Origin of the sequence: Allomesorhizobium camelthorni, assembly GCF_011045125.1 — a bacterium.
Classification (GTDB): domain Bacteria; phylum Pseudomonadota; class Alphaproteobacteria; order Rhizobiales; family Rhizobiaceae; genus Allomesorhizobium; species Allomesorhizobium camelthorni.
Map to the genome: position 1 here is coordinate 93,914 of NZ_JAAKZF010000014.1, position 18,522 is coordinate 112,435.

An 18,522-nucleotide genomic window follows, 5' to 3' on the forward strand; every position below is an offset into this window, starting at 1 on the left:
CGGCAGGCCAGAGGGGGGTAGTCTCGGCCGCCTGCTGCCGCATCGATGCAGGCTCTCCAGCGCATGAACCGCTTCGCCGAGTTGCTCGACCGCCTCGTCATGACGCCGTCGCGCAACGGCAAGCTGACGCTGCTGACCGACTATTTCCGCGAGGTCGAGGACCCCGACCGCGGGCTGGCGCTCACCGCCATCACCGGCGACCTGAACATCGCCGCGGTCAAGCCGGCCATGCTGCGCACGCTGGTCATGGAGCGCATGGACCCGGTGCTGTTCGGCTATTCCTACGACTATGTCGGAGACCTCGCCGAGACGGTATCGCTGGTCTGGCCCGACGCGCCGGCGCATCTGAGGCCCAACCGTCACCTCACCCTCGGCGAGACGGTGGCCGCGCTGCAGGCGGCCAGCCGCTCCGACGGTCCGAAGGTGCTGGCGCGGCTTCTCGACAATGCCGGCATTTCGGCGCGCTACGCCATCATCAAGCTGGTGACCGGCGGGTTGCGCATTGGCGTCTCGGCGCGGCTGGCAAAGCAGGCGCTCGCCGATTTCGGCAAGGTCGATGTCGGCGAGATCGAGGAACTGTGGCACGGGCTTTCGCCGCCCTACACCGAACTGTTCGCCTGGCTGGAGGGCAAGGCCGACAAGCCGGTAAAGTCGGCCAAGGCGCTGTTTCGCCCGGTCATGCTGTCCAACCCGGTCGGCGACGGCGACCTCGAAAAGCTCGACCCGGGCGACTACGCCGCCGAGTGGAAATGGGACGGCATCCGCGTGCAGGCGGTTTCGGAGGGCGGCGTCCGGCGGCTCTATTCGCGCACCGGCGACGATATTTCCGGCGCCTTCCCCGATCTGGTCGACGCCATGAATTTCGGCGGCGTGCTCGACGGCGAATTGCTGGTCGGTGACCCGCTGAAGGCGACCGGCACATTTTCCGAGCTGCAGCAGCGGCTTAACCGCAAGGCGGTTTCGGCCAGGATCCGCGAGCAATATCCGGTGTTCGTGCGCTGCTACGACATCCTGCAGGAAGGCGCGGAGGACCGGCGCGCGTTGCCCTTCATAGAGCGGCGCGGCCATCTGGAGAATTTCGTCGCCCGGCTCGACCCGTCGCGCTTCGACCTGTCGCCGCTCGCGCCCTTCGCCAACTGGGCCGCGCTTGAGGAGATGCGCAGGCATCCGCCGCATCCGGTGATCGAGGGGGTGATGCTGAAGCGCCGTGATTCGCCCTACCTTGCCGGACGGCCGAAGGGACCTTGGTTCAAGTGGAAGCGCGACCCGCACACGGTGGACGCGGTGCTGATGTATGCGCAGCGCGGCCACGGCAAGCGCTCGAGCTTCTATTCCGATTATACGTTCGGCGTCTGGTCTGGCCCGGAAGGCGCGGAGGAGCTGGTGCCGGTGGGCAAGGCCTATTTCGGCTTCACCGACGAGGAGCTAAGGCAGATCGACAAATTCGTGCGCGACAACACGGTTGAGCGGTTCGGCCCGGTGCGCTCGGTGCGCGCCGACCGCAGCCACGGCCTGGTGCTCGAAATCGCCTTCGAGGGGCTGAACCGCTCGACTCGGCACAAATCCGGCGTGGCGATGCGCTTCCCGCGCATTTCGCGGCTGCGCTGGGACAAGCCCACCCACGAGGCCGACCGGATCGAGACATTGCAGGCGCTGCTGGATTGAGCGCCGCGGATGCCTGGTACGTCCTTCGACAGGCTCAGGATGAGGACGGTTGTGCGACCTCAAACGACAGATCAATCGTTGGGGCAACAAGCCACGGACGCCAACTTAACTAGCTGACGTCACCACCCACGGTCCTCATCCTGAGCCTGTCGAAGGACGCACGCCTTCTCCACCACCATTACTGGCAACAAGCCAAGGGTAGCGCCAACCTAACTGGCTGACGCCAGCACCCGCGGTCCTCATCCTGAGCCTGTCGAAGGACGCACGCCCCTACTCCGCCACCGACACCCTGATCTCGTATATGTCGACGGCCTTGCCCTGGTTGGCGAAATCCGAGTTGATGGCGATGGTGCCGCCCGAGCCCGGATCGGCGTTCGGGAAATCGAGCTCGAACAGATAGTCGCCGCGCTGGTAGCCGACCGCATAGCGCTTGCGGCCGCAATCGCCCAGCTCACCGAAATTGCAGTCGACCGACATTTCGGTTTCCTGCCCTTCCTCGGCGCGGGCGACGATGTCGAAGGTCGCCTTCCTGCCGGCGATCTGTTCCAGAACGCCCTGGCCGACATCGAACACGATCGCCGAGCCTGACGTGCCGGAGCGGATGCGCAGGAAGCTGCCGGAATCGTCCTCCATCACCTCGGCGCTGGTGTCGGCCGGGGCGGCGACCTGCGTGGCGTTTTCCGGCGAGAACACCGTGATCCAGTTGCGCTCCGCATCGGCCTGGCCGGGCAGCAGCGGCGGCGCTTCGGCCTCGGGAATGAAGTCCTCGCTCTCCACCGTCGCCGGCGGGTTGGGCACCGTCGTGTCGCGCTCAGCCGGCGTCTTCAGGAGGCCGGTCTGAAACGCCCACCAGCCGCCTATCCCAACCGCAGCAATCAAGGTCGCGGCAAGGAAAATCTGCGCGAAGGGCAGCCGCCGGCGGGCGCGCCGCTCGTCGCGGTCGGGCGCGACCTCTGCAGCCGTATCGCCAGCAAGCGTCGGCGTGCGTGCGCCGCTGATGTCGGGCGTCGGCGGGGCATCGCGCGGCTCCACGCGCCAATCGAGCGACACTTCGGGCGCTTTTGCCGAGGGCTCAGCCCCCTCTCGTCGCTCCGGCTCGACACTGACGCCAAAGGTCGACTCGCTGCCCGCCCCGGCGGCTGCCACGGGTTCCGGGGCGGTGCTCGCCGCGCGCTCCTGGGCGCTGTCGACCCTGGGCTCCGGCGCTACGTCGCCGGCCGTCGCGCGTTCCGCTGCACCGCCGGCCACGGGCTCGGGCGCAGCGCTTGCCGCGGGCGCCGCCGGCTGGAATTCGGATTCGATCTCGGTGATCTTGGCCTGCATGGCTTTGCGGCGATTGATCGCCGCCTCCACCGTCAGGCTCGGATTTGCCTGCAGGGCGCGGTCGAGCGCGGCGAATGCCGACCGATAGACTTTCTCGCGGAACGCCCGGTCCTCGGCGTTTCCTTTCTCGAAGGCGTTACGGATCGCCTTTTCAATCGCGTCCAATCCGTTATCCCTTTGATGCGGCCAGCATTTCATGATCGTTAGCCGCAGCGGCGGCATCAATCAACCGCCAGCATCCGACATTCGGCGCGGGGCGCCCGCATTGCGCGCCCGGCGCTCCCGGAAACCATGCCTGCGATTTGCGCGCGACGCGGCTTGAATTCGCCGCGCAATGAAGCTATCAGGCGCACATTCGGCCGCGCCGCCAAGTCGCGACCACGGCTGCCGCTTTAGCTCAGTTGGTAGAGCACATCATTCGTAATGATGGGGTCGCGTGTTCGAGTCACGCAAGCGGCACCAATGATTTCAACAACCAGCCTACATCGCCTACTAAGCTCACCATATGCCCATATGGTTGAAGGCTGACATCTGACTTCTCCCCCCAAGGAAAGTTGATGAAGGCCTTTTTCAAGCACACCGCTGTGCGGCAGCACACGCCAAATTTTAGTGAGCCACCTAAGGTGATTTGACAAGGTCGCGCGCTGACGGCCAAGGAAGTCAGCATGAATCAGCGTGACCGCGAACGTAGGGATAAAGAGCAGCGGCCGGCGAAACCACCGGCTGACGCCTATGATCCATTTGAACAGATGTTCCGCCCAAAGCGGCCGGCCGACAGCTTCGGTGAGATGTTCGAAGAGAAGATCTTCAACGATGATTTCTGAGCGGCGAGCAAGTGGCCGGCGTCTTTGATCTCTCCAAAAGAAAGTGGATGCCGACTCCATTTTCGATGCGCCGCGCGCAATCTGCACCGAGTTCGGGCCATAGCGTCATACGTCGACGAACTTGCCAATTTGGCTCGGCGCGGCTGACTGGATAAATGGCAATGGACCTTGCCGTCTCGGAAGCAGGCTTGATGGAGCAGTCACAGAACATCGTGCTGCTGGCTGCCACCATCATATTTCTCTTGGCGGCCTGCCGCTCGCGTGCCGTTGATCGCGCCGTTGGCGTGAACGCCGGTTTGCTATGCGGATTATTGTTCTTCCGTGAGATTGAATTTCCGCCTACGGCGCCATTCGCATCGTATCTGTCCAGCCAAGCGTTCCGACTACACGAGGCGTTGGTGGTGCTCGCCATTCTCGTTCCGTACGCCTTGGTGCGTTGGCGTCTCGTACCGGAGCTATTCCGCTATGCGCTTAGTCGTCGCGCGTGGCCATTCCAAGCCGCCGCAGTCGTCCTGTTGATCGGTTATGGATTTGACAAATATGGCGTCCGCTATCTGGATCTTCCCGTATCGAAGTTTTGGGAGGAATTGGCCGAGTGCATCTCATACTTCATTTTGATGCTAGCTGCCGGAATGCTCTTGCGCGCCCGAACACATGCGCCCGATCCGCTCCCTCAAAGCGTACCGGATCGAGGTACAAGGGTGTCGTTTGCACGGTCTGATCGTCGCACACTTTGGCAACGTTGCATTTTTCGCGTGACGAGCGAGCCAGTCGGCGTGTCCAAGAACCGCTGAGCACTCAGATCAAGCAATAAAGCTGCCGCAGGTTGAGCACCCGCCTGCTGTCCCTGTACACCTTACTTTCGGTGTGCCATTTCATGTCCGCCCAGGCCGCAACAGCGGACCAGCGTCTCCGCCACGCGAAGGCGATGGGCCCCGACGCGCAGGCTTGTTGTAGTTGATGAAAGTCTAAGCCCGTGACTGAACGCATCTCGCCATTGGCCCCGTTCCGGCACGACATCTTCCGCTATGTGTGGGTCGCGAGCCTCGCGTCGAATTTCGGATCGCTGATCCAGGGCGTCGGAGCCGCCTGGATGATGACAGCCATCTCCGACTCGGCCAATATGGTGGCGCTGGTCCAGGCATCGACGGCGCTGCCCATCATGCTGCTTTCGCTGCCGTCGGGCGCGATCGCCGACAGTTTCGACCGGCGAAGGGTGATGCTGGTTGCGCAAAGCTTCATGCTCGTCACATCCGTCGCGCTGACCGTCGCCGCCTATCTCGGGCTGCTCACGCCCTGGGGGCTGCTAACCTTCACATTCCTGATCGGCTGCGGGACGGCGCTCAACAACCCCTCATGGCAGGCCTCGGTGGGCGACATGGTGCCGCGCACCGACCTGCCCGCGGCCGTCGCCTTGAACAGCATGGGCTTCAACCTGACGCGCAGCGTCGGCCCGGCGATCGGCGGCGCAATAGTGGCTGCGGCCGGGGCGGCCGCGGCATTCGCAGTCAATGCGTTAAGCTATCTGGTGCTGCTGTTCGTTCTCGGCCGCTGGAAGCCGGCGATCCCGCCGAATGCACTGCCGCGCGAGGCGATAGGGCCGGCAATGGCGGCGGGCCTGCGCTACATCGCCATGTCGCCCAACATAGAAAAAGTGCTGCTGCGCGGCTTCGTCTTCGGCTTCACCGCCATCTCCGTTCTCGCCCTGCTGCCGCTGGTCGCGCGCGATCTGGTCGGCGGCGGCCCGCTGCTATACGGCATATTGCTCGGCGCATTCGGCGTTGGCGCGGTGGGCGGCGCGCTGGTCAGTTCGAGGCTGAGACAGGTGCTTTCGACGGAATGGTGCGTGCGCGTCGCATTCATTGGCTTTGCCGTCTGCGCCGCAACCGCGGGCCTCAGCACCTATCCCTGGCTGACGGCGGCGGCGCTCGCGATCGGCGGGGCAAACTGGGTGATCGCGCTGTCGCTCTTCAATGTCACGGTGCAATTGTCGACACCGCGCTGGGTAGTAGGGCGCGCGCTGTCCCTCTACCAGACGGCCACCTTTGGCGGCATGGCGCTGGGCAGCTGGATCTGGGGCGTGGCGGCGGACGAATATGGTCCCGGCAACGCGCTGCTCGCGTCGGCAGCGCTGATGATCGCGGGCGCGGCGCTCGGGCTCTGGCGGTTCACCCTGCCCGATCAGACATCGCTCAACCTCGACCCGCTCAACCGTTTCAAGGAGCCGCCGCTCGCGCTCGACCTGCAACCGCGCTCAGGCCCGATCGTAATCATGATCGAATACATCATCAAGGACGAGGACACGGCCGAATTCCTCGAAGTGATGACGGAGCGCAGGCGGATTCGCCGGCGCGACGGAGCGCGGCAATGGACGCTGGCGCGCGATTTGGAAAACCCGGAAAGCTGGATGGAGACCTACCACACGCCGACCTGGCTCGAATATGTGCGCCACAACCGCCGGATGACCCATGCCGACGCCATCGTTACCGACCGCATCCGGCGGCTGCACAGCGGGGCCGAGCCGCCTCGGGTGCATAGGATGATCGAGCGCCCGACGATCAGGTCGGCGGTCCTGCCGCAACCGAAGAACATGATCGACCTGCATCATTAGCAATGGGCGGCGCCACTTTGGCGCGGAATTAAGCCGCCTTCTTCGCCAGCCTTGCCTTGATGCTCGCCACATCGGCGCGAGGCGTCGCGGCGAACAGCGTCTTGGTGTAGTCGTGCTGCGGGTTTGAAAACACCGCGTCGCGGCTGCCATACTCCACCGCCTCGCCGTAATACATCACCATCACGTCGTCGGAGATGTACTTCACCACCGAGAGATCGTGGCTGATGAACACGTAGGTCAGCTTGAACTCGTCCTGCAAATCGGCCAGCAGGTTCAGCACCTGCGCCTGCACCGAAAGATCGAGCGCCGAGACCGGCTCGTCCAGCACCAGCAGGCTCGGATTGAGCATCAGCGCGCGGGCGATGGCTATGCGCTGGCGCTGGCCGCCGGAAAACATATGGGGGTAACGGTTGAAGTGCTTTGCCTCCAGCCCGACCTTGAGCAGCATGTTCATGGCGAGGTCGCGCCGTTCGGCGGCGGATTTGTTGGTGTTGATCAGCAGAGGCTCGCCGAGCACGTCGCCGATCTTCTGGCGCGGGTTGAGTGAGCCGTAAGGGTTCTGGAAGATGATCTGCACCTTCTGGCGCATTTCCGGCGTCAGACGTTCCCTGGCGATGTCGACCTTCTTGCCCTCGATGAAGAGCTCGCCCTCGGTCGGCGCGTCGATCAGCGTAATGATGCGCGCCAGCGTGGACTTGCCGCAGCCGCTCTCGCCGACGATCGCCAGCGTCTTTCCCTTCTCCACCGAGAAGCCGACGCCCTTGACCGCGCGAAGGGTGCGCGACTTTCCGAAAATCCCGCCGCCGACATGGTAGTCGCGAACGATGTTTCTGGCTTCCAGGACTTTTTCGGTCATTGGACGGCTCCCTCTGCGGGCGCTTCTTCGGTGACATAATCGGCGATGGTCGGCAGCCGGTCGCCGGTGGCGTTTTCCGGCAGCGCCGAAAGCAGCGCCTTGGTGTAGTTGCTCTTCGGCCGCTCAAACAGCGACAGCACGTCGGCCTCCTCCATCTTGCGGCCCTTGTACTGGACGATGACGCGATCCGCCGTCTCGGCCACCACGCCCATATTGTGGGTTATCATGATCAGGCCCATGCCGTGCTCGGCCTGCAGCCGCATCAGGAGGTCGAGGATCTGCTTTTGGATGGTCACGTCGAGCGCGGTGGTCGGCTCGTCGGCAATGAGCAGCTTCGGGTTGCAGGCGATCGCGATCGCGATCATCACGCGCTGGCACTGGCCGCCCGACATCTGATGCGGAAAGGACGACAGCCGCTGCTCGGGGTCGGGAATGCCGACCTGCTTGAGCAGCTCTATGGCGCGGGCGCGGCGCTGGGTCCGGTCCATGCCCATATGGACGCGCAGCACCTCCTCGATCTGGAAGCCTACGGTGAAGCAGGGGTTGAGGCTCGCCATCGGCTCCTGGAAGATCATCGCCATGTCCTTGCCGACCATTTTTCTGCGCTCGGCGTCGCTGAGCTTCAGGAGATCGGTGCCGGCGAAGACCATACGGTCGGCCGTCACCTTCGCCGTCCATGGCAAAAGTCCCATGACGGCGAGCATGGAGACGGATTTGCCGGAACCGCTCTCGCCTACGATCGCCAGCACCTCGCGCTGCTCGACCGACAGCGACACGCCGTCGACGGCGCGGAACGGCCCGCTGGCGGTGGCGAATTCGACGACGAGGTTTTCTATTTCGAGAAGTGCCATCGCCTCACGACCTCTTCAGTTTCGGATCGAGCGCGTCGCGCAGGCCGTCGCCCATCAGGTTGATCGCCAGAACGGTGATCAGGATCGCTAGGCCCGGGAAAGTGACGACCCACCATGCGCGCAGGATGAACTCGCGCGCTTCGGCAAGCATGGTGCCCCATTCCGGTGTCGGCGGCTGCGCGCCCATGCCGAGGAAACCGAGGGCGGCCGCGTCTAGAATAGCGTTCGAAAACGAAAGCGTCGCCTGCACGATCAGCGGCGCCATGCAGTTGGGCAGGATGGTCCTGAACATCAGCCGCAGCGGGCCGGCGCCGGCGACCCTTGCCGCGGTGACGTATTCCCGGCCCTTCTCCGACATGACGGCCGCGCGTGTCAGGCGAACGAAATGCGGCTGCAGCACCAGCGCGATGGCGATCATGGCGTTGGTCAGGCCGGGCCCGAGCACCGCGACCAGCACCAGCGCCAGCAGCAGCGACGGGAACGCCAGGATGACATCCATGACGCGCATGATCACGGTGTCGATCCAGCCGCCGAAATAGCCTGCGATGACGCCGATGATGATGCCGCCCACCAGCGCGATGGTGGTAACGAAGACCCCGATGAAAAGCGAGTATCGCGCGCCGAACAGCAGCCGCGAAAGCATGTCGCGGCCGACCGCGTCGGTGCCGAGCGGAAAGGCGGCGCGGCCGCCGTCCTGCCAGAATGGCGGCAACAGCGTCGCGTCGCGATACTGCGCATAGGGTAGATGCGGCGCGATCAGCGGCGCCAGAAGCGCGATGACGACCAAGGCAACGAAGATCCACAGCCCGATCACCGCGCCGCGATTTTCGGAAAAATAGTACCAGAACTCGGCGAGCCGAGCGCGGCGGGATGGGTCGAGCGAGATGCTCTCGATGGCCGTTGTATCTGCCATGGTCCGCTCCTCCTCAGTACCGGATGCGCGGGTTGATCAGGCCGTAGAGCAGATCAACGATGAGATTGACGATCATGATGATGCCCGCGATCATCAGCAGGCCGGCCTGGATGACCGGGTAGTCGCGCCGGAACACCGAATCCACCATCCATTTGCCGATACCCGGCCAGGAAAAGATGGTTTCCGTCAGGATCGCGCCGGCAAGCAGCACGCCGACCTGCAGGCCGATCGTGGTGATCACCGGGATCATCGCGTTGCGGAGCGCATGCACGCCCACGACGCGGAACGGGGGCAGCCCCTTTGCGCGGGCCGTGCGCACATAATCCTCGCCGAGAACTTCGAGCATCGCCGAACGGGTCTGGCGGGCAATGACGGCGAGCGGAATGGTGGCGAGCACGATGGTGGGCAGAATAAGATGGCTGACGGCGGACTTGAATGCGCCTTCCTGTCCGGAAAGCAGCGAGTCGATCAGCATGAAGCCGGTAACCGACGGAAAATAATAGAGCAGCGAGATGCGGCCGGACACCGGCGTCCACTGCAATATGCCGGAAAACAGGATGATCAGCAGCAAGCCCCACCAGAATATCGGCATGGAATAGCCGACAAGCGCGGTCCCCATGATGCTCTGGTCGAAGAACGTCCCGCGCTTGAGCGCTGCGAATATGCCGGCCGGAATGCCGAGGATGACGGCCAGGAGTATGGCGCAGGTAGAGAGCTCAAGCGTCGCCGGAAACAGCGTCAGGAACTGCCCGAGCACCGGTTGCTTGGTGACGATCGAAGTGCCCATATCGCCGGTCAGCACGCCCCACAAATAGTCGAGGTACTGGATGACAATGTGCCGGTCGTAACCGAGTTCGTGCGTGATCTGCGCGTGGCGCTCGGGCGACATGACCCGCTCGCCCGACAGCAGCGCCACGGGGTCGCCGGGCAGCAGCCTGATGAAGGAAAATGCGATGATGGAGACCCCGATGAATGTCGGGATCAGGACGGCGAGCCGCCCCAGAAGAAACCGGAGCATATCAGACCTTCGGTGGGTTTTCCGAGACCACGGGCAAGATAGCACAAAATGTGCTTGGGGGCGCTTGCATGACAAGCGCCCCCAACTCCGGGTCTTCTAGTTGGCGTTATTCGGCGAGGTCGACACCGTCGAAGGCGAAATCGCCAAGCGGGCTCTGTACGAACCCCTGGACTTCCTTGCGCATCGGCACGACCGACAGCGAGTGGTCCAGCGTCGCCCACGGAGCTTCGCGCTTGAAGACGACCTGCGCCTCTTCGTAGAGCTTGGTGCGCTCTGCCTGGTCCGACGTGGTCTTGGCCTGGACGACCAGCTTGTCGAACTCTTCGTTGCACCACTGCGCGCGGTTGTTGCCGCCGACCGCATCGCAGCCGAGCAGCGTGTGCAGGAAGTTGTCCGGATCGCCATTGTCGCCGGTCCAGCCGAGGATCACCGCGCCGTCGCGGTCCTTGGCCTTGGAGCGATCGAGATATTCGGCCCATTCATAGGAGACGATCTCGACCTTGACGCCGATCTTGTCGAAATCCGACTGGATGAGCTCGGCGGCGCGGCGCGCGTTCAGCATGTAAGGACGGGCGACGGGCATCGCCCAGACCTTCATCGACAGGCCAGAAACGCCGGCGTCCTCAAGCATCTTCTTGGCGGCTTCCGGATCGTATTTGTCGTCCTCGACCGCGTCGTTGTAGGACCACATCGTCGGCGGGATCGGGTTCTTGGCGGGCGTCGCCTGCCCCTGGAACACCGAATCGACGATCGCCTGCTTGTTGATCGCCATGTTCAGCGCCTTGCGCACTTCAACCTTGTCGAACGGAGCCTGGGTGGTGTTGTAGGCGAGGTAGGCGACGTTCAGGCCTTCCTGCTCCATCACCGTCAGCGCCGGGTCTGCCTTCATGGCCTCGACGTCCGCCGCGTTCGGATAAGGCATCAGGTGGCATTCACCGGCCTTCAGTTTCTGGTAGCGCACGGCCGCGTCGGTGGTGATGGCGAACACCAGATCGTCGATCTTCTGCTTGCCGTTCCAGTAATCCGGATGGGCCTTGTAGCGGATCGCCGCGTCCTGCTGGTAGGCGACGAAGGCGAACGGACCGGTGCCGAGCGGCATCTGGTTCAACTGGTTCATCTTGCCTTCGGCTTCCAGCTTGTCGGCGTATTCCTTCGACATGATGGAGGCGAAGGGCATCGCCACATTGGCGAGGAACGGAGCTTCCTTCTGCTTCAGCGTGAACTTCACGGTCAGATCGTCGACCTTCTCGACCGAGGCGATCAGGTCGGGAAAGCCCATGCCGTTGAAATATTCCCAGGCGGTGCCGGGGACATATTTGTTCCACGGATGGTCGGCCTTGAGCTGGCGCTCGTAGGAGAAGACCACGTCGTCGGCGTTCAGGTCGCGAGTCGGGGTGAAGAACTCGGTTGTCTGGAACTTGACGCCCGGACGCAGCTTGAAGGTGTACTGCAGGCCGTCGTCGGAAATCTCCCAGCTTTCCGCAAGGCCCGGAACGGCTTCGGTGGTCCCGGGCTTAAATTCGAGCAGGCGGTTGTAGACGGTATGCGCAGCCGCGTCGAAGGTGGTGCCGGCCGTGTAAAGCCCGGGATCGAAACCTTCCGGCGATCCCTCGGAGCAGTAGACGAACGTCTTTGCGCTCGCCGCGCCGCTCAGCACGGTCGCAGCCATAAGCGCGGCCGCGAAGATCAGTTTTCTTTTCATGATTACTCCCCTGAGATTGTTCCAAGCCCTTGAGGCGGGCTCGTGAGGGCGCATATAAGCACCGTTTACCGGGCTTTGGAACTCCCCGTTTGCATTCCGCTTGGTAACGAGATTTTTTTACCTCCGAATAGTGAGTTTCCGGATTTTCTTTCTGGTTCGTCCTTTACAGACTGGTTAGAGACGCCAAGGCTTTGCGCAAGCGCTTGTTTCGCTCAGCAGCCGGCGATACTTTGGCCGCCGCTGTTCAGACGCTGCTCCACAAGAAAAATCATCCCGAAGCTGACGCAGAGGCAAGGCTTGCGCGCCGCCACTTTGTCACAATACATAGGCGGCACGATCGTTTTTGGCTCGATTTCGCAGCAAATGCTCGACGGGCGAAACAGCTGCGAGGGGGCGGCTGCAAACGATAAAAATCCGGCAACGGAAAACACGAGGGAGGCAAAATTGGCTAAGACAACGAACAAGACGGCGGCGCCGAAAGCGAAACCTGCAGAGGCGCCATCCAGCCCGGCAACGCCAACAAAGACCGGCACGACAAAGCCAGCCAAGGCAGCCTCTGCCAAGCAGGTAAAAGCAACTGCCAAGCCGGTTGCGAAAAGCACAATCGCAAAACCGTCGGCTGCCAAAACCTCGAAGCCCGCCGCATCGAAGCCGGTAACGAAGTCGACCGCCAAGACCGCGGCAAAATCTGCAACAGCAAAGACGACTGCAAAAGTCGCGCCGGCGAAATCAGCCGCGAAGCCTGCCGCATCCAAACAGCCGGCCGCCAAGGCCACTGCGCCCAAGCCGGCTGGCAAAACTTCCGCTAAGCCAGCAGCGGGCAAGTCAACATCCGCCAAGCCGGCCGCCGCGAAATCCGCCGCTGCGAAATCCACGGCAAAGGCAGCGCCAGCGAAGGGCTCCGGCAAGGCGGCGGGCAAGCCAGCTGCCAAGTCCAAGCCCGTAATGCCGAAGGCGACGTCGGCCCTGCCTACCGGCGCCAGCAAGCCTTGGCTTAAAAGCTACCCGAAGGGTATCTCGCCGGAGATCGCGCCGCTCGCAGTCGCCTCGATCGGCGATCTGACGACTGATGCCGCGAAGAAGTATGCTGCCCGGCCGGCCTTCACCTGCATGGGCAAGACTATCACCTATGCCGAGCTCGAGCGCCTGTCGACGGATTTCGGCGCCTGGCTGCAGTCGAAGGGCCTCCCCAAGGGCGCGCGCGTCGCCATCATGATGCCGAACGTGCTGCAATATCCGGTGGTGATGATGGGCGTCCTGCGCGCCGGCTACACGGTGGTCAACGTCAACCCGCTCTATACGCCGCGCGAGCTCGAGCACCAGCTCAAGGATTCGGGCGCGGAGGCTATCGTCATCCTGGAAAACTTCGCCTGCACCCTGCAGGCAGTGATCGCCAAAACACCGGTCAAGCATGTGGTGGTGGCAACGATGGGCGATCTGCTCGGCGGCCTGAAGGGCATGATCGTCAACCTGGTCGTGCGCCGGGTCAAGAAGATGGTTCCGGCCTGGTCGCTGCCCGGCCACACCGCCTTCAACTCTGCACTGAAAGCCGGCGCGGCGATGACCTTCAAGCCCGCCAAGGTCGAGACGGGCGACACCGCCTTCCTGCAATATACCGGCGGCACCACCGGCGTTTCCAAGGGCGCGACCCTCACCCACGGCAATGTGCTCGCCAATGTCGCGCAGCTCGCGCTTTGGGTGGAGGACGCCTACACGGTGAAGCCGCGCCCGGCCAACATCAACTATGTCTGCGCATTGCCGCTCTACCACATCTTCGCGCTCACCGTGAACGCGCTGATGGGCATCCAGCAGGGCGGCCATAACCTCCTGATCCCCAATCCGCGCGACATTCCGGCCTTCGTCAAGGAACTGCAGAAGCAGCCCTTCCATATCTTCCCGGGCCTGAACACGCTGTTCAACGCGCTCTTGAACAACGAGGATTTCCGCAAGCTCGATTTCAAGCCGCTAATCCTGACGCTGGGCGGCGGCATGGCGGTGCAGAAGTCTGTCGCCGACCGTTGGCAGAAGCTCACCGGCTGCAACATCACGGAAGGCTACGGCCTTTCGGAAACCTCTCCGGTGGCGACGGCCAACAAGGTCAGCGGCACCGAATTCACCGGCACGATCGGCCTGCCGCTGCCCTCGACCGACATCGCCATACGCGACGAGGACGGCAACGATCTGCCGCTCGGCGAAGTCGGCGAGATCTGCATCAGGGGACCGCAGGTGATGTCCGGCTACTGGAACCGGCCGGACGAGACCGCCAAGGTGATGACCGCCGACGGCTTCTTCAAATCCGGCGACATGGGCTTCATGGACGAGAATGGCTACGTCAAGGTCGTCGACCGCAAGAAGGACATGATCCTGGTTTCCGGCTTCAACGTCTATCCGAACGAGCTGGAAGAGGTCGTGGCCGCGCATCCGGGCGTGCTGGAAGTCGCGGCGATCGGCGTACCCGATGAGCATTCGGGCGAGGTGCCAAAGCTCTTCGTCGTCAAGAAGGATGCAAGCCTGACCGAGGAAACCCTACTCGCCTACTGCAAGCAGAACCTGACCGGCTACAAGCGGCCGAAATTCATCGAGTTCCGCACCGAACTGCCCAAGACGCCAGTCGGCAAGATCTTGCGCCGGGAGCTGAGGGGATAAGGCGAACTCATCGCTCCGGCGACGCCGCCGGAGCGGCCCCAGGCAGCTTTCTTCCTTGCGGGATCCGCCTTTTCAATGCAGAGTTGCCCTGCGTTGCCGAACCGCATTCGAGGGCGAGTTCATGAAGGCGCGGATCTGGCCCGAAGGTCAGGAATCCTCAGGCTGCCTACCGCCTGATTGCCGCAGCGTGACCAGCATGATCCTGCGAACGCGCGCATCCCCGGCATCCCATCGCTGTCGCATGCCACCGCCGATGAGCCCCAGGCCGAGGTGAAGTCATGCCGACGACGCAAACACTCGTCCCTATCATTATCGAGGTCGTTTGCGGCGCGGCGGGAGGCATCTTCCTCGGCAGGTTCGTCCGAAGCCTGAGCCTTGGCTCATCCGGCGACGCGCTCGCAGGCGCGATCGGCGGCCTGGCGCTGACCTGGCTGGCGGCGCGGACGCCCGGCATCGGCCGCTTTGTCGGGCGCGTCGAACAGGCGGCGGACGCCACCGCGCAAAGCGTGGGCGGCCTCACACCCGCGATCCTCGTCGGGGTGGGCATTGCCGGACTGCTCGGCGGCATCCTGCTGACGGCCGTAGCCGGGTTCATCCGGAACAAAGTGGGGCGCTGAAGTCGATGGCCGCCGCAGGTGGACACGCGTGAACCTCGATCTAAAGGGAGAATTGTGATGATCCGACGCGTTCTTTCCCACTCCGCAGCGTTCCTCCTGCTCGTCGCCGGCATTGTTTCGGCCTGCACCGTCGTGGTGGAACAGCCCCGTCCGGCGCCCGCCCCGGTCGCATGCACCCTGCAGCACGACCCGGTCTGCGGTCAGCGCGGCGACCGGCAGCGCACTTTTACCAATGCCTGCCTGGCGCGCGCCGAGGGCTTCCGCGTCATCGCTCAAGGCCAGTGCCGTCCGATCCACCAATGCACGCGCGAAATCGCCCGGGTCTGCGCCAGCCGCGCTGGAAGGCTGCGCACCTTCACCAACAGCTGCCTGGCACGCGTCGAGGGCTACGTGATCGTCCATTCCGGCCCCTGCCGTTGATGGCTGCCACGCCAACTGCTACGCAGCGGTTCGATGCAGCATTCTGAAGGCGGGGCATGATGGTGACGAACGCCAGCCGACCGGTAAGCCGTCTGTCGACGGGCATCCTGGTCATCGCCCTGCTTTATTTCGCCCAGTCGATCCTTGTGCCGCTGGTCGTCTCGCTGTTCGCCATCGCGCTGGTCTGGCCGCTGCAGCGGGCGCTCAAAAGGTGGATACCGGAGCTGCTGGCGCTGCTGATCGCGCTGACCATGACCATCCTGGTCATCCTGATGGTCGGGTCGTCGGTCGCCTGGGGCTTCGGCAGGCTCGGCCAGTGGCTGTTCGTCAATGCCGCGCGCTACCAGGAGATCTACGTCAGCTGGGCCGATTGGCTGGAACTGCACGGCATAGCCATCGCCGGTCCGCTCGCCGACCGTTTCGACGTGATGTGGCTGGTGCGCGTCACGCAGGGCGTGGTGCTCAGGCTCAACGGCTTCGCCGGCTTCCTCGTCCTGGTATTCATCTTCGTCATGCTCGGCCTACTCGAGGTCGACGACTTCACCCGGCGGCTGCGACTGCCCGGAGCCCAGCCGCAGGGCGAAAAAATCCTGAGCGCCATCCGCGAGATCGCCGGCAAGCTGCGCCGCTACATGGCGGTGCGCAGCTTCGCCAGCGTGCTCACCGGCCTCGTCGTCTGGATCTTCGCGCTTGCCGCTGGGCTCGAACTGGCTGCCGCCTGGGGCGCCATCGCCTTCGCGCTCAACTATATCCCGTTTCTCGGGCCGCTGATCGCCACGGTGTTTCCGACGCTGTTCGCGATCGCCCAGTTCGAATCCTGGCAGATGGCGGTCGTGGTGTTCATCGGCCTCAACATCATCCAGTTCATCATCGGCAGCTACCTGGAACCACTGCTCACAGGCGCGTCCCTGAAGATCTCGCCTTTCGCGGTCATTTTCGCGGTCTTCTTCTGGAGCTTCATGTGGGGCATCCCGGGCGCGTTCCTCGGCGTGCCGATGCTGATGGTCTTCATCGTCTATTGCGCACAGGACCCGTCCAGCCGCTGGATCGAGGTGCTCCTGTCGGGCGGATCGGCCGACGATGAAGGCCGGCCGGCCAATTAGGAGGACACTGAAATGCTCCCAAGCCCGCTAGTTGAGCCGGCTTTTGCGCGGCGATCCGGAATGATCGCCGTAACCGTTACAGCCGCCGCCCGGCGGCTTGTGGAGCCGGGAAAGCCCGTTATCCTGTTCGTCGGATGCGTAACGGCCATGTTTGAGGGACATGTCGCGATAGGCCTGAAGCGATGAAGGTATAGGGCCGGCGCTACAGCGCCGAGGTCTCATCCAGGAAATATCCCTCCGGCACTGGACGGACACAGGCGGGACCCCTGCCTGGAGCGGAGGAAAGCTGATGGCTTTGATCGACCGTCGCCGTCTTGCAGCATTCGCTTTCGTGGTTGCCGGCGCCTTTCTCCCCACGGCAGCGCAGGCGGCGGACGTTACCATCAGCGGCAGCGTTTTCTATCGAGAGCGCATGGCCCTGCCTGATGACGCCACCCTGACCGTGCAACTGGTGGACACGACGCAAGCGCCGGTAGGCGTCGTTGGCGAAGCGTCGGTCCATCCCGCCGGCCAGGTTCCGATCGCCTTCTCCCTCTCTATCGATGCGGCACGCCTGGCGCCCGGCAAGGATCACGGGCTCATGGCCCGTATCGCGGTCGACGGCGTAACCTGGTTCGCGAACGAAACGCCTGCGCCAATCGATCTGGAAGAGCCGGCTGCTCCTCTATCCGTGCTGCTGGTCCGCGTGGCCGAAAAATCTCCGCCTGAAAACCCGGCCGAAGCGGGCTCGATCAAAGGAACCGCCTGGCGGCTGTCCAGCCTTGGCGGCGAGGACGCGGCCGCGAGTGTAGTTTCGACGCTCACCTTCAACGATGACAACAACATCAGCGGCAATGGCGGCTGCAACAGCTTCGGCGGCAAGGCGAGTTTCGACGGCGTCAAGCTGAAGTTCAGCGACGTGTTCTCCACCATGATGGCTTGCGAGCAGCCCAAGATGGAACAGGAGGCCGCGTTCCTGGCCGCGCTGGCGAAAGCAGCGTCCTACACCGTCGAGGGCGGCACGCTGACCCTGCGCGACGGTTCCGGAACTGCCGTCGCAACGCTGACGGCGGAGCCATGAGGGCAGCCGGACATAGGAATTGCAATGAGGCCGCCACGATGGTCGTGCCGGCGGAATTCGGGAGAGCATCATGGCAGTGGGGGAATCCGATCGTATCGATGCCGTACTGACGGCATTGCGCGGACTGCTTATGGCGGTGGCGGCGCTGCTTGCCTTCATCTATCCCGCCCAGGCGGTCAGGTTCCTGGTCCTGGCGGGCGGCGGCCTGCTGCTGATCGACGGCGCGCTCGGCCTGGCGGCAATGAAATTCTCAGGTCCGAGAACCAATATTTTCTGGTTCGAGCTCGTGCGCAACGGCCTCTCGATAGCGGCCGGCCTGATTGTGCTGTTCAGCCCGGTGCTGCTCGGCATTTTCAGCCTGAGCTTCATGACGAGTCTGGTGGGATTGCTCGCCGTCCTTGTCGGGATAATGGAATTTCTATCCGGCTTCATCGACCATGAGCGTGGCTCCCGGCTATGGCCCGCTATGATCGGCGGAGGGCTCTACATCGTGTTCGGCCTGGCCCTGCTGTTCATTCCGCTTTCCAGCGCAGTCGTTCTTGTCCGCATCGTCACGGCGCTGATGATCCTCTACGCGCTGCTCCTGTTCTACCGGGCCTGGGCAATGCGCACGGCGCCCGCCGCGTAGCGATGTAGCGATCGCCAATGTCGCGGTTGGCGGCAGCACCTCAATTCGTCATCCTCGGGCGGAGCAGGAGCGAAGCGACGTAGCGGAGACCCGAGGATCCATGCCGTACCCTCGCGGCAGTGCTCCGGCGGTGAAGAATGCAACCCCCGAAAGCGGCAACGCCATCCACTCACGAAATGGGGATAAAACCAGTCCGATCCTGGCCGGTTTTCGCTGCCACCGACGATTCTTTGCAGCGATTTCAAACACTTGGCGATTTGGCAAAAGAATCTTTTATTCACACAT

Annotated in this window: 18 protein-coding genes and 1 tRNA gene; 12 read left to right on the top strand and 7 right to left on the bottom strand. The window is 63.5% G+C overall.

Annotation, left to right across the window (positions count from 1 at the left end; all coding sequences use genetic code 11):
* Positions 1-63: 63 nt before the first annotated feature.
* A complete protein-coding gene (locus G6N73_RS13260) occupies positions 64-1,665 on the top strand; it encodes a cisplatin damage response ATP-dependent DNA ligase (RefSeq protein ID WP_165028238.1) in 1,602 nt (533 codons plus the stop codon).
* 270 nt (positions 1,666-1,935) lie between these two features.
* Here the strand turns inward: G6N73_RS13260 and G6N73_RS13265 are convergent, their stop codons facing one another.
* Positions 1,936-3,153 carry a hypothetical protein gene (locus G6N73_RS13265; protein WP_165028240.1) on the bottom strand — a complete coding sequence of 406 codons (1,218 nt, stop codon included), beginning with the start codon at positions 3,151-3,153 and terminating at the stop codon, positions 1,936-1,938.
* Between the two features lie 221 nt (positions 3,154-3,374).
* On the opposite strand from G6N73_RS13265, the gene G6N73_RS13270 reads away from it, so the two are divergent.
* From G6N73_RS13270 to G6N73_RS13285, 4 genes are all read left to right on the top strand, one after another.
* A tRNA-Thr gene (locus G6N73_RS13270) sits at positions 3,375-3,450 on the top strand.
* Positions 3,451-3,653: 203 nt separating this feature from the next.
* On the top strand, positions 3,654-3,812 hold the full coding sequence (locus G6N73_RS13275; protein ID WP_165028242.1) for a hypothetical protein: 159 nt from the start codon (positions 3,654-3,656) through the stop codon (positions 3,810-3,812).
* A gap of 161 nt (positions 3,813-3,973) precedes the next feature.
* Positions 3,974-4,606, top strand: a complete 633-nt coding sequence (locus G6N73_RS13280) for a hypothetical protein (RefSeq protein ID WP_165028244.1) — start codon at positions 3,974-3,976, stop codon at positions 4,604-4,606.
* Between the two features lie 182 nt (positions 4,607-4,788).
* Positions 4,789-6,423: an MFS transporter gene (locus tag G6N73_RS13285; RefSeq protein ID WP_165028246.1), complete on the top strand. Its 1,635-nt coding sequence runs from the start codon at positions 4,789-4,791 to the stop codon at positions 6,421-6,423.
* Positions 6,424-6,451: 28 nt separating this feature from the next.
* Here G6N73_RS13285 and G6N73_RS13290 read toward each other — a convergent pair whose 3' ends face one another.
* From G6N73_RS13290 to G6N73_RS38265, 6 genes are all read right to left on the bottom strand, one after another.
* The gene (locus tag G6N73_RS13290; protein WP_165028248.1) at positions 6,452-7,279 is read right to left on the bottom strand and encodes an ABC transporter ATP-binding protein; all 828 of its coding nucleotides are present in this window, start codon (positions 7,277-7,279) and stop codon (positions 6,452-6,454) included.
* Complete coding sequence (locus tag G6N73_RS13295; RefSeq protein WP_165028250.1) at positions 7,276-8,130, bottom strand: ABC transporter ATP-binding protein; 855 nt, start codon at positions 8,128-8,130, stop codon at positions 7,276-7,278. Before G6N73_RS13295 ends, G6N73_RS13290 begins: the two co-directional genes overlap by 4 nt.
* Positions 8,131-8,134: 4 nt before the next feature.
* Positions 8,135-9,043, bottom strand: a complete 909-nt coding sequence (locus tag G6N73_RS13300; RefSeq protein ID WP_165028252.1) for an ABC transporter permease subunit — start codon at positions 9,041-9,043, stop codon at positions 8,135-8,137.
* A gap of 13 nt (positions 9,044-9,056) precedes the next feature.
* A complete protein-coding gene (locus G6N73_RS13305; RefSeq protein ID WP_165028254.1) occupies positions 9,057-10,061 on the bottom strand; it encodes an ABC transporter permease subunit in 1,005 nt (334 codons plus the stop codon).
* Positions 10,062-10,167: 106 nt separating this feature from the next.
* The gene (locus G6N73_RS13310) at positions 10,168-11,763 is read right to left on the bottom strand and encodes an ABC transporter substrate-binding protein (RefSeq protein ID WP_165028256.1); all 1,596 of its coding nucleotides are present in this window, start codon (positions 11,761-11,763) and stop codon (positions 10,168-10,170) included.
* 212 nt (positions 11,764-11,975) lie between these two features.
* Entirely contained in the window at positions 11,976-12,701 is a 726-nt protein-coding gene (locus G6N73_RS38265; protein WP_165028258.1) for a hypothetical protein, read from the bottom strand.
* Positions 12,702-12,708: 7 nt separating this feature from the next.
* Between G6N73_RS38265 and G6N73_RS13320 the strand changes: the two genes are divergently transcribed.
* The 7 genes from G6N73_RS13320 to G6N73_RS36315 form a co-directional block, all read left to right on the top strand.
* A complete protein-coding gene (locus G6N73_RS13320; RefSeq protein WP_165028260.1) occupies positions 12,709-14,409 on the top strand; it encodes a long-chain fatty acid--CoA ligase in 1,701 nt (566 codons plus the stop codon).
* Positions 14,410-14,687: 278 nt separating this feature from the next.
* The gene (locus tag G6N73_RS13325; protein ID WP_165028262.1) at positions 14,688-15,026 is read left to right on the top strand and encodes a hypothetical protein; all 339 of its coding nucleotides are present in this window, start codon (positions 14,688-14,690) and stop codon (positions 15,024-15,026) included.
* Positions 15,027-15,083: 57 nt separating this feature from the next.
* Entirely contained in the window at positions 15,084-15,446 is a 363-nt protein-coding gene (locus tag G6N73_RS13330; protein ID WP_165028264.1) for a Kazal-type serine protease inhibitor domain-containing protein, read from the top strand.
* A 56-nt stretch (positions 15,447-15,502) separates the two neighbouring features.
* The gene (locus G6N73_RS13335) at positions 15,503-16,549 is read left to right on the top strand and encodes an AI-2E family transporter (RefSeq protein WP_165028266.1); all 1,047 of its coding nucleotides are present in this window, start codon (positions 15,503-15,505) and stop codon (positions 16,547-16,549) included.
* 289 nt (positions 16,550-16,838) lie between these two features.
* Complete coding sequence (locus tag G6N73_RS13340) at positions 16,839-17,609, top strand: META domain-containing protein (RefSeq protein ID WP_165028268.1); 771 nt, start codon at positions 16,839-16,841, stop codon at positions 17,607-17,609.
* A gap of 70 nt (positions 17,610-17,679) precedes the next feature.
* Positions 17,680-18,237 (top strand): DUF308 domain-containing protein, encoded by a 558-nt coding sequence (locus G6N73_RS13345; RefSeq protein ID WP_165028270.1) that lies wholly within the window; start codon positions 17,680-17,682, stop codon positions 18,235-18,237.
* A gap of 100 nt (positions 18,238-18,337) precedes the next feature.
* Positions 18,338-18,522 (top strand): hypothetical protein (locus tag G6N73_RS36315; RefSeq protein ID WP_206078826.1); only part of this gene is annotated, 185 nt, incomplete at its 3' end.

Bases quoted from the DNA above. Each gene is read 5' to 3' on its own strand.
- G6N73_RS13260 (WP_165028238.1), top strand. From the start codon at position 64: ATGAACCGCTTCGCCGAGTTGCTCGACCGCCTCGTCATGACGCCGTCG.
- G6N73_RS13275 (WP_165028242.1), top strand. From the start codon at position 3,654: ATGAATCAGCGTGACCGCGAACGTAGGGATAAAGAGCAGCGGCCGGCG.
- G6N73_RS13280 (WP_165028244.1), top strand. From the start codon at position 3,974: ATGGACCTTGCCGTCTCGGAAGCAGGCTTGATGGAGCAGTCACAGAAC.
- G6N73_RS13290 (WP_165028248.1), bottom strand. From the start codon at position 7,279: ATGACCGAAAAAGTCCTGGAAGCCAGAAACATCGTTCGCGACTACCAT.
- G6N73_RS13295 (WP_165028250.1), bottom strand. From the start codon at position 8,130: ATGGCACTTCTCGAAATAGAAAACCTCGTCGTCGAATTCGCCACCGCC.
- G6N73_RS13300 (WP_165028252.1), bottom strand. From the start codon at position 9,043: ATGGCAGATACAACGGCCATCGAGAGCATCTCGCTCGACCCATCCCGC.
- G6N73_RS13305 (WP_165028254.1), bottom strand. From the start codon at position 10,061: ATGCTCCGGTTTCTTCTGGGGCGGCTCGCCGTCCTGATCCCGACATTC.
- G6N73_RS13310 (WP_165028256.1), bottom strand. From the start codon at position 11,763: ATGAAAAGAAAACTGATCTTCGCGGCCGCGCTTATGGCTGCGACCGTG.
- G6N73_RS13320 (WP_165028260.1), top strand. From the start codon at position 12,709: ATGCCGAAGGCGACGTCGGCCCTGCCTACCGGCGCCAGCAAGCCTTGG.
- G6N73_RS13325 (WP_165028262.1), top strand. From the start codon at position 14,688: ATGCCGACGACGCAAACACTCGTCCCTATCATTATCGAGGTCGTTTGC.
- G6N73_RS13330 (WP_165028264.1), top strand. From the start codon at position 15,084: ATGATCCGACGCGTTCTTTCCCACTCCGCAGCGTTCCTCCTGCTCGTC.
- G6N73_RS13335 (WP_165028266.1), top strand. From the start codon at position 15,503: ATGATGGTGACGAACGCCAGCCGACCGGTAAGCCGTCTGTCGACGGGC.
- G6N73_RS13340 (WP_165028268.1), top strand. From the start codon at position 16,839: ATGGCTTTGATCGACCGTCGCCGTCTTGCAGCATTCGCTTTCGTGGTT.
- G6N73_RS13345 (WP_165028270.1), top strand. From the start codon at position 17,680: ATGGCAGTGGGGGAATCCGATCGTATCGATGCCGTACTGACGGCATTG.